At 64.0% G+C, this 14,300-nt stretch carries 12 protein-coding genes; 1 reads left to right on the top strand and 11 read right to left on the bottom strand.

Going from position 1 to position 14,300, the window contains the following annotated elements; translation table 11 throughout:
• Positions 1-18 precede the first annotated feature (18 nt).
• The 8 genes from PX554_RS18015 to PX554_RS17980 form a co-directional block, all read right to left on the bottom strand.
• Complete coding sequence (locus PX554_RS18015; RefSeq protein WP_275503908.1) at positions 19-792, bottom strand: hypothetical protein; 774 nt, start codon at positions 790-792, stop codon at positions 19-21.
• 348 nt (positions 793-1,140) lie between these two features.
• Positions 1,141-1,323 carry a hypothetical protein gene (locus PX554_RS18010; RefSeq protein ID WP_275503907.1) on the bottom strand — a complete coding sequence of 61 codons (183 nt, stop codon included), beginning with the start codon at positions 1,321-1,323 and terminating at the stop codon, positions 1,141-1,143.
• 191 nt (positions 1,324-1,514) lie between these two features.
• On the bottom strand, positions 1,515-1,970 hold the full coding sequence (locus PX554_RS18005; RefSeq protein WP_275503906.1) for a hypothetical protein: 456 nt from the start codon (positions 1,968-1,970) through the stop codon (positions 1,515-1,517).
• Positions 1,957-2,331, bottom strand: coding sequence for a hypothetical protein (locus PX554_RS18000; protein WP_275503905.1), 375 nt, complete (start codon positions 2,329-2,331; stop codon positions 1,957-1,959). The genes PX554_RS18005 and PX554_RS18000 overlap by 14 nt, the downstream gene beginning before the upstream one ends.
• Positions 2,318-2,707, bottom strand: a complete 390-nt coding sequence (locus PX554_RS17995; RefSeq protein WP_275503904.1) for a DUF4326 domain-containing protein — start codon at positions 2,705-2,707, stop codon at positions 2,318-2,320. The genes PX554_RS18000 and PX554_RS17995 overlap by 14 nt, the downstream gene beginning before the upstream one ends.
• Positions 2,704-3,045 (bottom strand): hypothetical protein, encoded by a 342-nt coding sequence (locus PX554_RS17990; protein WP_275503903.1) that lies wholly within the window; start codon positions 3,043-3,045, stop codon positions 2,704-2,706. Before PX554_RS17990 ends, PX554_RS17995 begins: the two co-directional genes overlap by 4 nt.
• Positions 3,042-3,257, bottom strand: a complete 216-nt coding sequence (locus tag PX554_RS17985) for a hypothetical protein (RefSeq protein ID WP_275503902.1) — start codon at positions 3,255-3,257, stop codon at positions 3,042-3,044. The genes PX554_RS17990 and PX554_RS17985 overlap by 4 nt, the downstream gene beginning before the upstream one ends.
• Positions 3,258-4,129: 872 nt before the next feature.
• Entirely contained in the window at positions 4,130-4,435 is a 306-nt protein-coding gene (locus PX554_RS17980; RefSeq protein WP_275503901.1) for a GIY-YIG nuclease family protein, read from the bottom strand.
• Between the two features lie 1,227 nt (positions 4,436-5,662).
• Here PX554_RS17980 and PX554_RS17975 point away from each other — a divergent pair.
• On the top strand, positions 5,663-6,721 hold the full coding sequence (locus PX554_RS17975) for a DUF1176 domain-containing protein (protein WP_275503900.1): 1,059 nt from the start codon (positions 5,663-5,665) through the stop codon (positions 6,719-6,721).
• A 702-nt stretch (positions 6,722-7,423) separates the two neighbouring features.
• On the opposite strand, the gene treF is transcribed toward PX554_RS17975, so the two are convergent.
• The 3 genes from treF to PX554_RS17960 form a co-directional block, all read right to left on the bottom strand.
• Entirely contained in the window at positions 7,424-9,043 is a 1,620-nt protein-coding gene (gene treF, locus PX554_RS17970; protein ID WP_275503899.1) for an alpha,alpha-trehalase TreF, read from the bottom strand.
• Positions 9,044-9,096: 53 nt separating this feature from the next.
• The gene (locus PX554_RS17965; RefSeq protein WP_275503898.1) at positions 9,097-11,520 is read right to left on the bottom strand and encodes a TonB-dependent receptor; all 2,424 of its coding nucleotides are present in this window, start codon (positions 11,518-11,520) and stop codon (positions 9,097-9,099) included.
• Positions 11,521-11,668: 148 nt separating this feature from the next.
• Positions 11,669-14,296 (bottom strand): TonB-dependent receptor, encoded by a 2,628-nt coding sequence (locus PX554_RS17960; RefSeq protein WP_275503897.1) that lies wholly within the window; start codon positions 14,294-14,296, stop codon positions 11,669-11,671.
• Positions 14,297-14,300: the final 4 nt, after the last annotated feature.

Genomic DNA, 14,300 nt, shown 5'->3' with positions numbered 1-14,300 from the left:
ATGGATACCCGAAGCGCATCACTTCTCCCCCGCATCGGTTGCCGGGGCGGCGGCACAAACGCACTTCCCAAGCCATTCGCCGTCTGCGCGATGAACGTCCCCCGTCCCATCGCAATAGCCGCACCGCACCCCCGCAGGCTGGCGAGAGGCGAGGATAGCCTTGGCTTCCGCATACCCGGCAAGGTGGCCCTCGCGCGACTTCCGCAGTGCTGCAAATGCCACTTCTGGGTCATCAGCCTGCGCCGCGTTCCAGCCGGCACCAACGCCAGCAAGATATTGGCTATCCATCAACGCGTCGTGGATCGTCTGTTGCGCCTCCACCATCGCGGCATCGGCAGCGGGTGGGGTAGAACGCAACTCGCTCAGGTGTTCGAGCGCTTCGGTGACGCTGGGGTAGCCCATGCTGGTCGCCGCCTCGTGTGACATCTCGTGACCGAGCTTGAGCGCTTCGTAGCTGTACGGGCCTTCCCCTTGCTCGGCAGCGGGTGGCGATGGTTGCGTGTCGAGGACTGCGGCGAGGCAGGCATCTAGTTCTTGAGCGATCAGGCTGAGCTTTCCACATTCGGGAATGTGGGCATATGCGGTATGCTCCATTGCAACATCGCGACACATCTTGAGCGATGCCAGCGGAACCACGACTTCCCCCGCTCCCGCACGCGCGGCGGGTAGGAGGTCTGATCGGTTGATACGATCGGACATGATGTCGAACACCTCTAGAGCCGTCCGGTTTTCGATGCCGATAATCGGACGTGTCAGCCCTTCCAGCTTCTCGCGCAGTGGGTCGTTGGTCATTGGGAAGTTCCTTGCGGTTGATTTGGCCTGATCGTTGGCTTGGCGCATCGGGTGCAGCCGATGGCATCAAGCGGCCAATGGCAGCATTCGCTACGAGGCTCGGGTTTCTTGCGTTTGCGCTTCACCGCCCCTTCTCCTGTAGGTAAGAGCGGACCTGCTGGCCGAGAGGGGTGCACTCTAGCGGTCCATACCTCCCATCTGGGCTGTCCGGCCGTATGTGCATAAGCCCGTTATTGATCAGCCACTCCACCGTGCGCATCGAAAAGTCTCCTGAAGCCGCATTAGCGAGCACCAAGCGTCGCTGCGCCTTCGTCAGCCCCTCTGCGATCTTCTGGATTGTGGGAGTGGTCATTGATCCGTCCCCGCCTGTGCCACTTGGATAATTTCGCGGATCATTGCCGCCATCCGCTCAGCATCCTTCGCGATGGTCTTTTCGTCCCACTCGCCTTCCGACTGCTCGCGAACAAACTCGACGCAGCGGAGGTAGATTTCCGTGTCGCTCATCATCTTCTTGATTGTGGGAGTGCTCATGGGTGGGGTTCCTTATTCGCAGCTTGGACTGCCGCAAGAATTGAATGAAGACTTCCCATCATCACTCTCCTTCAGTCTGGTCGCGGGCGGATGGGGTACGCTGCGATTTGCGCCACGCACGGTCGGCTGCTCGGGCATCGGCGCAAGCACAGGCAGGCTTCGGCAGTTCGCAGCGTTGGCAGTGACGTACCTTACGCATCGCCCCGCCCCCGATCGCCATACCGTGCGCGGAGGATATTGCAGAAATTCATCGGATCCGTTCGGTTTATCGTGCCATCAGTGCGGCGTGCGGTGTCTGGCAAATGCTGCTCTAGCCAAGCATCGCACTGGTCGTGATCCGCAACTGGGCTGGTGATGTGCCAGAACAGCAGCTTCATACCGTCAACGGTAGTCGTCAGTACGCTGATCCAGATTGGCCGACCCGCAATGCTGCCTACGTTCTCCAGCGTGCCATGCAGCGTGTCCGACCAAGAGTAGCGGACATGATCGGGTCGACCATACTTGTCCGCATCCTCAGCATATTCTAGCCAAAGCATGTGCTTCTCGTAGCTTGTCGCCTCTACAACCCCTTCGACGCCATCCAGATACGTCGCGAGGTCACTTCGGCGCTCAGCCAGCACCAGCAGCCCGTCATCAGCGTTCTTCATGGGGTGTTCCTGAAAGATCGGTGAGGTCAGCGGCGACACGTGCGCGGTACTCCGCTTCGGTCAGCTTGCCGGCGGGTAGGTACAGGCTGCGAGCGTCCATTATCGGCCCATCGGCAAGCGCTTGGAGGCTCCGCGCGCCCAAACCTTCGATCGGTTGCACGAAAACGATCTGCCCCGCTTCGTATGCCGTTTCGCGGCAGAAGCGCGGACGATCGTTGACGGTGCCGTTCGCCAGTTCTGGACCAGCCAGCGATACCCGGAAGTCTCGGCACAGGACGCTCGCGCCGAACGGTATCCGCTCTTGTGCGATACCACTCAAATTCGGCCGTGGCTTCTTCCGCAGCCCATCAACATTCTTCATGGGGTGTTCCTTTGGGGGTGTTGGCCAGTTCCAACAGCACGTCGGCGTGGCACCAGTCGCCGAGACGGCACCAGCAAGCGAGATTCTTGCCGCGTAGCTCGCGGGCGATGATCTCCAGGTCGGGATATCCGGCTTCTGCGCGCAACTCAGGGTCGCCCATCATGGCCCGGAAGAACCCAACGGCACCTTCGGCATCCGACGCGACACGCTCAAGCGGACCCTCGCGCCCGATCGGGTAAGGGTTGCCGAACCGATTTGGCCGCGCCACGCTCACCGTGTTCTCAGGCATCCGCCAGCCCTTGCGCCGCGATAGCTGCACGCGCCGCGGCTTCTCCAGCACCCCGTCATTGAGGCCGGTGTTGGGGGAGGGGGTCATGGGCGAGCCTTCTGAGAGTTGTGTGCCGCCCACTGCGCCTGCGTCATGCACATGCGCAGGTACGGGATCGGCCAATGCTCTTTGATCCAAGGGAGGTTATCGTGTTCCGCCTCGCAAAGCCGATCCCAATCATCGGACCAGTGCGTTTCGATGCAATCGCGGTTGTAGGCGACCTCGGCTTCCCGGCAGTCAGGGTGGTAGTAGGAGCTATCGAACTGCCCGTCCGTCACCCCGCACCAGTTGACTGCCGGCTCGCCGACCTCAATCAACTTATTGCAGGCGTTGCAGCAATGGCGCTTCCTGACCGACTTCACTGGCTTTTCGCTGATGAACGTCACTGTTCCATCTCCTTCCGGGAGGGGTAGCGGAACTTCACGATATCGCCGGGCATGTCGAAGTGCCGCCATACCGCAGCGGCATAGCTTTTGCTGCTGTGGATGCCAGCGCGATGACCGAGATAAATCTCGCCGTCACGATGCTCAACATCGACCTCAGTTCCACGCGCCACCGGGCATTCCCCTCCCGTCCAGGGCTGCCAATCGGGGGTCATGCTGCGAGGCTCCGGGGCTTGGCCGTCCGCGCAATGCTCAGCAGCAGATCGCGGAATGGCTCCGGCGTGGCGTTGCGCATCTTCGTGGGGAGTTGCGTGCGGCTTGCTAGTCCGGCAGCTTTTGCTGCATCACGCTCCGCTTTCGTGTGAAAGCCAGCACCAGCGACGCGCAGCTTGTCTTAGGCCGGCCCCCAAACGAGTTCCGGCAACTCGACGCCAACAGCGTAGAGCCACGTTGCCTTGCGGGATAGGTGGCCGTAGTGGCCTTGCTCGACACAGCAGGTCCAGCCACCCTCGAAGTCAGCGGCAATCCAACCGCCTGTCTTCGGAGGTTTGTTTAGGCCATGGTGCGCCCAAGCATGGGACGCCTCTGGGTGCTCGAGCACACCGCCCCACTTCCGGACAGCCGCAAGCGCAGCGGCAAAGCATCCTCCGTCATCGCCAAGCTTTAGGCGCGGCTGCTGCACCGGATTGCCTCCCCAGAACCGGCCCCAGCGTTGACATGGCGGATGAGCGACGACGGGATGCGGCCCGATATAATCGCGAGCGTCCCTCGCCTCGTCCCACGGATCGACGCCGGGCAGGCCGAAGTAGCAACCGCCGGCCTCGACGTAGAGCGCGGCTATCTCCACCCCGCTCATCACGACACCCGTGCAGCGAGAGGGGGTGTGGGGAGAGGCGAGGCGCGCCCCGCGCCGGCGTTCGGCGGCGAGCCCGAATCAGGAACAGTGCGAACTTTCCAAAAACGACTGCGAACTTTTCCGCTGTCGCGCTTGACGCGGGAGCAAAACCCACGCATTTGCGCGCCCTCCACGCGATCGAGGCCCGATGGCGGAGTGGTGACGCAGAGGACTGCAAATCCTCTCCCATCGCTATTCCTTGCTGATGCGAGCGATCTCCTTGAGGATATCTGGAACGCGATCGAACCATTCGCCGTGCAATCGGTACTCCGCAAAGCGCTCATGGTAGCGTCTTTCCGCGGCACGGCTGCCGGGCGTAGCGGCCAAGAGGCGCACGGGGACTGGTGAGCTATTCTTGAGCGCTCTGAGCCGTTGAAACAGCTTCCCTGAGTAGCCGATTTTGATCGGCCCTTCGTCTCCACCGATGAAATAGATATGGCCCAGCGACGCCCCGCGGGCTTCGTTGAAATCGGCCGTAGCCTCGGCGATCTCTGCCATCGTTCCCATGGACCTCCAGCCGGGCGGCATCCGTAGTGATCGTGCGTCGGACATTTTGGCTCCTGAGTATGTGTGGTTGCCAGTACAGGGCGCGCCGCTGACTTTTGGCCTTTCCGACAAATTTGAAGCTGCCTCAGGCCATCATTCCGGTACAGACGCAGAAAATGACGTAAGATTTGTTGAAAACATTGGCAAATCTGCTGACTCTTAATCAGCGGGTCCTTGGTTCGAGCCCAAGTGCGTCCACCATTCCTTCTCAATGACTTAAGTATATCCTCTTTGAGGAAACCGGAAGTTTTCCAGAAGGATTCGTTTCTCGGACTACATCTGGGACTACGAAGCTATCGTGCTCGGGCGAGTGCTTCCTAGACTCTGTAAACCTACTATTCCGCTTTGGGCCGCAACTACTCATGTATGTTGCCCAGCGAATGTTGTTCTCTTCGCGCTTAAAATCCGCAACGCGATCTGCGCTGAAGATCAGCAATGGTTCTCGCGTTAGCGCCTGGAGGTGTTCGACTTCGGCGCGATAGGTTTAATTCGGCCTGAGAACCGACGCAGCACCCACTCCGCGATCGCCGGCCCCATTAGCTCGATCCGTCGAACGAGCTCTCTCGCTGTCTATGCGCCGTCGCCGGCGGGCGATTCGAGACTGCTAGGATATGAAGGTGGTTGTGGCACGCGGCCAATGATTGGATTGGGCCGCTCCACGTCTTGGCTCGCTGCACGGGCGACTGCGAGCATGCAGCCCTTCTTCGCTCCTGCCGCGATCTCGTTGTACGCTGCGAGAAAGCTGTCGCGCGAACCGAACGGGAGCGCGAACTCTGTGCGTCTTCGATCTGGCAGAAGGCGATCTCTCGTTTGTTCTGTTGATCTATACCGCCCTCCGCATCGTCGAAGGCGTGCGCAATGGCTTGAAAATTCGCTCACCGCGCAAGCGTCGCGCAATCGCTTCAACAACCGCTTAGACCCGTCCTGCGGCATGGGCGCCATATCAGGACGATGGCCTCTGCGAAGCCGAGCGAAGATAACGGCCGTTCTCCGGCCAGTGAGGATCGGTTCAAATGAGCATCAACGAAGCCAAGCGCAGATGGTATGGCCCATAATAACTATCTCCAAACCCCTCAATACCTTCCGAGATTTCAGACCTCGATCTGCATCGATCGACACTCTCTCACCGTTCGCATACTGCTAAACGATTGCGGCCGAGTTAGCGCACGAGGTACCCTGATGCGATCACGATATCTTGTAGCCCTCCTGCTCGCGATCTCAACCACCGCACGGGCAGCGCCGCCTCCGGTCGTCGTGCCGAGCTATGACAGCTATCAGTCGTGGTTCGTCGCTTGCGATAATGTTCTGCGTTGTGTCGCCAAGGGCGTCTCCGAAGCTTATGCCGGCGCAGAGATTGATATCGAACGGGACGGGGGTCCGCAGGGCAAGCTTTCACTCGCGATCAGCGCAGACCAGCCGTTCGCGATTGGCGACATTGCCATTGACGGGAAGGCTGCCGCACTCTCCGGGTCCGACTGGTCGGTCGAATCTGCGGACGGGGTGACCACGGCTGCGAGCAACGCCCTGCCCGCGATCCGGCGATTGGTCGCCAAGCTACGCAACGGTTCGAAGTTGACACTCGGCGGAAAATCCGAAGTGTCGCTCGACGGGCTCGCCGCCGCGGTTCTGCGCTTTGACGAGCGACAGCACAGGATCGGCGGGGTAACTGCGATCGCCAAGCCCGGCCCCTTGCCGGCGTCGCGCGTGCCGGCTTCGCCCCCGCTACCGCGGGTACCATATCGGAGGATTACAGCGACGCTGAAAGCCGGAGAGAGCGCGCGTCTGATCGCGGCCACCCGAACCGACCAAAAGGCGGTGTTCAAACAGGAGGATTGCCAGACCGATCTGACGAATATGGAACCAGAAGCCCACGCGCTAAGTGAAAATCAAGCACTCGTTTTCATCCCATGTATTATGGGAGCCTATCAGAGTTCCTCCCTTGCGTTCATCGTTCCGCGCGCGGGGGGCCCCGCGAAACGCCTTGTCCTGCCGCGGCCCTATCGCGGAAACGATCCTCAACGATCCGGTACGACTTACTTCACGAACGTGGACTTCGATCCCAAGAGGGGCATGCTGAGCACCTCGGCCAAGGGCCGTGCCTTGGCGGACTGCGGGATGACCGCAAGCTGGATCTGGAACGGCGGCGCCTTCGTAATCGCCAGCATGCAATTGCAACAGACCTGCGGTGGTGTCGAAGCTGGAGACTGGCCGACGATATTTCGCTCGGCACAAGAATGACCGTTCGACCGTCACAACCGGAGCCGGGCCTCAGTTGCTTCTGCTTCCGCTAAGTGGGCCGGCATTCTCGTCAACACTCGCCCCGGCATGAACGTTCATCAGGACGGGATCGGGGAAAGGCAGTATCGTTTGCGATTCGCTCGGCTCTGCGATCCATTCTGTCCCGCTCCAATGAAAGTCCGCCTGCGTCTCGGACGTCCCTGCCTGAGAAACGCCATCCAGCGTGCAGGCGGTCTGCCCAGGGAACTTGGCTTTCAGCGCCGGCTTGCACGTTCCCAACACCACCTGCAGCCCGGGTATCCCCAGCAAGTCGCGGATCGCCTTCGTCGCTTGCCCATTTGTCAGTGGTGTCGCCGGCTGTTGCCCGTGGCACGCAGGCGCCGCGCCGAGTAGAATCGCCGCTACGCCAAATCTGAAACAGCGCATAATGCGATCACTCCCGGTCGATGAACTGCCGATTTAACGGAAAGTTGCGATCAGAGCGAGAGCGACCGTCATTTGGTCGGCGCGCGTCTTCGACTATCCGGTGGCGATCGTTGCGGCGTCCACGACGGCTGACGAGAGATGAGTACGAGGTGCTGGCGGTGCAGAACCCCACGATCACGCTCAAAGACGACGTTGCGCGCGCCCGCCGTGCGACCGCGAAAGCGCGGTACCCGTCGCCGAACGCCGGCCGCGTCGTCCTGCTCGCGCGCGATGCGGCTACCGGGAGCGCGCCTTGCTCCCGGTCGCGACGCGACCGACCGGATCGAGCGCCGGATAGCGATCGAGCAGCGCGCGTGTCACGCCGTTGGTCCAGCCGAATCCGTCCTGCACAGGATATTCGCCGCCCCCACCGGCCGAACCGGTCTCGACGTTGTACTTCTCGATCATCAGCCCGCTGCGATCGTAATAGGCGGAGACGGTATGGACCCACCGTCGTGCAAGATCCTCGGCGAGCGTGGTTTTGCCGTAACGATCGAGCCCCTGCACGCCGATCCACAGCAACGGCGCCCAGCCGTTGGGCTGGTCCCATTGCTGGCCGTTGCGGATCGTCGTTGTGCGCAGCCCACCGGGCGCGAACAGCTTGGCCTGCGCCAGAGTCGCGGTGGCGTCGGCCTGTTCGCGCGTGGCGAGGCCGACAAATAGGGGATACATCATTGCCGCGCTGATCGAGGGCGTCGGTTTGGCCGTCGCGCGGTCCCAGTCGCCGAAACGCTGTTCGGACGGGGACCAGAGGTACATGGAAACCGCGGCTGCGCGCTTGGCGGCAAGGCCCGTGAAATCGCGGGCGCACGCCGCGTCGCCGGCGGCGGCGCAACGCCGCGCAATCGTGCGTTCAAGGTTCCACATCAGGCTGTTGAGATCGACCGGCACGATCTGCGTCGTGCGGATCGTCGCGAGCGTCTGCCCGTCGGCGAGCCAGCGCGAACTGAAGTCCCAGCCGCTCTCCGCCGCCGCGCGCAGGTCGCGGTTAACCTGTCCGGGCGTGCGGCCCGCGGCGGTGGAAGTGGCGACATCCTCGGCATAGGATTCGTCGCGTGGCGTGTCGCGCGCATCCCAATAGCGGTTGAGCAGACTGCCATCGGGCATGCGCACGACATGCTCGCATGCGCCGCTGGCGCCGAGGCAGGCCGCACCCGCCATCCAATAGGCATGTTCGGCCTTGAGCGCAGCCAGCCGCGCCGCGTCAGTAGCGGAATCGTGTGTGTCGGACAGGTCCATCATCAGCGCGAGGAACGGCGGCTGCGAGCGCGACAGATAGTAGTTGCGCGTACCGTTGGGGATATGGCCGTACTTGGCGATCAGAGCAGTGAAATTGGCGAGCATCGAGTCGATCAGCGCGCTCTCGCCGTCCGCCTTCAGGCCCAGCATCGTGAAGTAGCTGTCCCAATAATACATCTCCTGATAACGGCCCCCCGCCACGACATACGCATAGGGTAGCGGGATCGCGGAGGAGCCGGGAACCACCGCCATCGGCGGCTTGGCGAGCACCGGCCACAGTGCGCGGATATGCTCACGCATCGTCGGCTTGGCAGGCGCGGCATCGCCGATCTTGCGGAAATGGCGCGCAACGAACGTGGCGAGCGCCTCGCGATCCTGCGGCGCTTCGGCGTGGTAAGCGGTGAGGATCGCGGCGGGCGTGCTCAGCGGCACCATGTCTGCAAAGGTCTTGCTGTCGGGGAAGACGCGCGCAAGCTCGACCGCGCGGTAGAGCGGGCCGTAGATATCCTCGGGCGTCTGCACGGCGCGAGCGGCATCCGCTGGGGTTTGCGGGCGCGCATTCGCCGCAACGGGGGCGAGTAGCGCAAGCGCAAGCGCGAGTGACGAGCGGACGATCATGGGGGCCTCGTGAAAAAGGGGCCGGCCGGGCATGCCCCGGCCGGCGGAAGGCATTAGAACTTGACGGCAGCGGTGATCGTCCCGTGGCGGCCGAAGATCGGTCGGCCGAGGAAGAAACCGTTGTTGTCCGCCGATCCGACCGTGCGAACGTTGCCCTCGGTGAGCGCGAGCGTGTTCGTCACATTGTCTACCGTTGCCTGCAGTGAGAAGCGGTCGTTTAGATCGATCGACGCGCCGAGATCGAGCGTCTCATAGCTGCCGAGCCGCTGCTGGTTCTCGATATCGGCGAAGCGGTTGCCGATATGCGTGAACGTGCCAAACAGCCGTGCCTGGCCCCACGCGCTGCGGAACGTGTACGACGGGATCGCGGCGATCTGGAACTTGGGTTGGCGGTTGACATCGTTACCCGAGTTCGGCCCGAAATCCTTGAACTTGCCGTCCTGCACCACGCCGCGCACGGCGAGCTGGAACCCGTCGACCGGGCGGATCGCGCCTTCGAACTCAAGCCCATATGCGCGCGAGCCGCCGAACAGGACGACGTTCTGCTCGACCCCGTTCACGACGCGAATGTCCTGGAAGATCAGATTGTGGAAGCGGTTGTAGAAGCCGGTGAGGTAGAGATCGTAGAGCCGGGTCGAGGTCTTGAGGCCGACCTCATACTGGTCCGCCGTCTGCGGCTTGATGTTCTGGATTGCCGTCGCGTTGCCACGGAGATCATCGAACTGCGGCAGCAGCGCACCCGAGTTCGCCCGCACGAAGCCGTTGAGCGTGTTGGTGAACGCATAATCCGCGCCCGCCGTCCACGATACCTGCGTCTTCGCATAGCGTACCGTGGTGAAGGTGCCATTCAGATAGGTTGCGCCGTTGTTGAACGCGGTGAGCGGATTGTTGTCGAGATCGCCGGTCGAACTGTTCTCGAACGTGTCGCGGAGCTTCACCCGCTCCACCCGCACGCCGCCGTCGAGGCGCAGCGCACCCAACTTCCACTCGTCGCTGACATAGCCGGCGATGTTGGTGCTCTTGTAGAAGGCATTAACGTCGTAGCTGTTGGCACTGGTGAAACCGTTCCGCGTCAGGATCGTACCGTTGGCGAGACGGGCATTGAGCACACGCGCCTGCGGCTCGAGCGCGAGCAGGATGTTGTTGCCGAGGTTCCAGGTGTCGTGATCGAGCACGCTGGCGAAATAGCCGCCGAGCGTGAGCGTATTGCCCTGGAACAGCTCCTTGGACAGCTTGAGTTCGTCGGTGAAGCTCTGGATGTGCTTGGCGACGCTCCAGATGCCCGCCTGGATGGTCTGCTGGCCGCCGGTTAGCGCTTGGCCGGTGCCGGCATAGGTGACGGTGCCAGGGCCACCCGACGCGGCGAGATATTGCGCGACGGTCTGCGGGTTCGATCCGGTGAACAGCGCGTTGGTCTCCGACGTGCCCTTGGTGAAGTTCACGGTGTTCTGCACGCCAAAGCCGCTGCCGAGATCGTAATTGAAGGTCGATCCGAACGTGTAGAGGTTCGCGCCGCGCCCACGCGACAGATCGACCGCCTTCTTCTGCGTCGCACCCCCGCCGACAGCGGGGCCGGTCTCGATCAGCGTACGCTCGATCTCGCGTCCGACCAGCGTGTCGGTGCGCGCGTCGAACCCCGCGAAGGTGCTGAACTTGCCGTTCGTCTCGAGCAGCGGCATCGGCGTGTAGAAGGCGTTCTGGTCGTCCAGATAGCGGGCATAGACGGTCAGCTTGCCGGCATCGAACTTGTGCGTGATGCTAGCCGTCACCTGTCCGCCGAGATCGCCCTGAAAACCGGTGTGGCGGAAGCCGTCCGAATATCGGTAGAAGCCGCCGATCATATACGTCGTATCCGCTGCGATCGGCCCCTGCGCCACCACGTCGCCGCGATAAGTGCCCTCGGTGCCGTAGGTGCCGCGCAGCGACAGGTGCGGCTCGGACGTGCCTTCCTTGAGGATGAAGTTGGTGGTCGCGCCCGGCTGGCCGTTCGAGAAAATCGGGCTCGGGCCGCCGCGCAGCACCTCGACGCGCTCGATCGTGTCGTCGAGGCGGAACAGCGAGCTGTTCTCCATGAACGACAGCGAGGACGGCGCGACGAGCGGCGAGCCGTTCAGTTGCAGCGTGAGGAACGGGGCGTCGCCGGTCGATGGGAAGCCGCGAATGAAGACATTGGCGCCGGCATTGCCGCCCGAGCTTTCGACCCATACGCCCGGCACGATCTTGAGCAGGTCGGCGGTCGAGGTCGGCTGGACCTGGCGGATCTGCTCGGCGCTCGCGGTGGAGATCGAATAGCTCGCGTCGAGCTTACGCAAGCCCTCGCGGTTGGCGTTGCCGGTGACGACGATGTCCGCCATCGGCGCGGCGTCGGCGGTGGCGGCGGGTTCGGGCGCGGCGGCGGGCGCCTGCGCGAAAGCCGGTGTCGCGGCAAGCGCGGTCCCGGCCAGCAAGGCGAAGGTGAGCGTGTGCGTACGGATCATGGGAAGTCCTCCTGACGGTCTTTTGTTTTGGGGGGGCGGCCATGCGCTGCGGGCGCACGCCGCCAACGCGTCGGAGCGGTGCCGACGCGGCATTCGGGCAAAATCGACGCAGGCCCGGATGATTAGGGTGGGTGGTGGCGGTTCATGCTCAAAACCGGAAACTGGCGGAGAGGTTGACGGACCGACCGGGGATCGGCCGCGCGAAAATCGCACCGGGCGCCTGAGTCCCGAGCGCGCGGGGATTACCTTCCGTCAGGCCGATCGCGTTGGTGATGTTGTCGGCAGTGGCTTGCAGGCGCAGCCGGTCGGTCGGGTCGAATGTCAGGCCGGCATCCCACTTGAGGAAGCCCGGCAGAAGTTGCTGGTTCTGCACGTCGGACCAGCGGTCGCCCATATAAGCGAGCGTCGCGAACAGGCCCGCTTTCCGCGCGGCGACTTCGAAGTCCCAGCTCGGCGTGACGCGCCATTGCCACACCGGCTGGCGCTGGACGCGGTTGCCGCTGAGATCGGTGCGGCCAGCGTCGGTGAAGAAGCGGCGGTAGCGCGCGTCGAGCCAGGTGCCGGTGAACGCCACCGACAGCGGCTTCGCCACCCGCCATGTCCCGTCGACTTCCACCCCGGTCGCGCGCGCCCCGCCGATCGAGGCGATCGGCGCGCCGCCCGCGATGACGGTGGTGGCCAGCCCCTGGAAGCTGTTGCGGAACACAGTCGCAAAGAGGCTGAGCGGCCCGGTCAGCTTCACCCCGCCCTCAATCGTGTCGATGCGCGGGGCCACGGTGATGCCGTCGCGCACATTGTCGAAGAACGGGAAGCTGGTGCCCCGGCTGAATCGTGTGAAGCCGCCAAAGCGTCGCGTCACGTCGACGTTGCCGCCGAACGTCCACGACCATGCCCCGCCGCGATAGCGCACCTGCGAGCGGGTATCGCCGAACACGATATCGTCATTGTCGTAGAGCGTGCGCGGATCGCCATCGAGCCCACCGGACCCAGCCGCCCGCGTATCGCGCACGCTGCCGTCGACGCTGTGGCGCTGGTGCCGCACGCCGCCGTCGAGCCGGACATGATCGCCGAGCGTAACCTCCTCGACCCCATAGAAGGCAAGATCACTGCCCCGGTACCGTGCATCGACGAGGAAACTCGATCCGCTCGCAAAGCCGTCGCGCGTCACCACCGTGCCGTTCGCAAGCGTCAGGTCGAGCCGGCGCGCCTGCGGCTGCGCGGTGAGCAGCAACGCGTTGCCGATATCCCAATGGTCGCGCGATCCATACTCGGTCGCGTACACACCGACCGTCGCCTTGCTCACCCCCGTCGCCCATTCGAGCGTGGCGTCGTTGACCAAGGCATCGATGCGCTTGGCCACGGTCCAGATGCCCGCCTGCACCACGGCTTTCGCGGGCGAGACCGCCCGGCCGTCGGCGGTGGTGACGAGCATGCCGATCGCGCCGCCCAGCCGTGCGGCGTAAGCGACGGCGCTTTCGGGCGGCACGTTGTCCGAGACGAGCCCGGTCGTATCGGCATGGCCCGCCAGCCAGCTCGCCTTGTCGCGCAGCGTCACGGTATCACCGAAACGAAGCTCGACATTGGTGCCGAGATTGACGATCCGCGCGCCGCGCCCGTCGTTGAGGTCGTAGCGGTTGCCGTCGTTGCGGGTGCCGGTGCGGGTATCAGGTCCGGCAAGCGTGCCGGTGCCGGGATCGAAACCGGGATATGCGCCGATGCTGCGACCGGTCTGCTCGACCGGGATCGGCAGCAGCCACTGGCTGCGATCGTCGAGATAGCGCGCGAACACCAGCACCGATCCGCGCGCGAGGTCGCGGCGCAGGTTGGCGGTGATCTGCCCGCCGCGATCGGCGGCGAGGCCGGGCGAGCGGATGCCGTTGCCGCGTGAATAATAGCCGCCGATCATAAAGTGCGTGCGCGGGCCGAGCGGGCCCGAGACATAGGCGTCGCCTCGCCCCTCGCCGTCGTCGATCACGCTCGTTTTGACCAGCCCCGCGAGATGATCGTCCCCCTCGCGCTGAATGATATTGATGGTCGCGCCGGGCTGGCCCGAGGCGAGCAGCGCGCCCGTGCCGCCCCGCACCGCCTCGACGCGCTGAACGGACCCGTCGATGCGGTAGAGCTGCGAGTTTTCGAGGAAGGACAATGTTGCCGGCGGGAAATATGGCACGCCCTCAGTCTGGAAGGTGACATATTCGGCATCTCCACCCGACGGATAGCCGCGCACGAAGATGTTCGCGCCGTTCTTGCCGCCCGAGGTCTCCACGGTCAGGCCGGGCATCAGCCGCAGTACATCGGCGGTGGCGGGCGCGCCGAGCTGGTCGATCGCGGCGCGGTTCGCGGTCGTTACCGCGAACGCCGCCTCCTGCCGCCGGCTGCCGCCACCGGGCGTGCCGACCACGACGATATCGGCGATCTGCGCGATATCGGCCGGCGCGATCGCGCGCGGCAGCGCGGGCGCGGGGCGCGGCACCGGCACCGCTTCGAGCAGATAGGCACCGCCCGGCGCGGGGCGCGCGCGAAAGCCCGTGCCGCTCAGCAGCCGCGCGATCGCGCGGTCGGGATCGAGCCGCTTATGCACGGCTGTCGCGCGCAGCCCGCGCACCTGCGCGGGCGCGAACAGGATCTGCCGCCCGCTCTGCCGCGCGAACCGCATCAGCGCATCGGCAAGGTCGCCGCCGGGGATGTCGAAGGGCAACGCCGACGCCGCACGCGAAGCCGCAGGCGTGCCGAGCGCCACGGCCGCTGCGATCGCGCCGCACAGTCGCCATGACACCCCT

It is taken from the genome of Sphingomonas pollutisoli (genome assembly GCF_029167165.1).
Classification (GTDB): domain Bacteria; phylum Pseudomonadota; class Alphaproteobacteria; order Sphingomonadales; family Sphingomonadaceae; genus Sphingomonas; species Sphingomonas pollutisoli.
The sequence above is the reverse complement of the archived record's forward strand: the minus strand, read 5'-3'. Positions and strand labels throughout refer to the sequence as shown.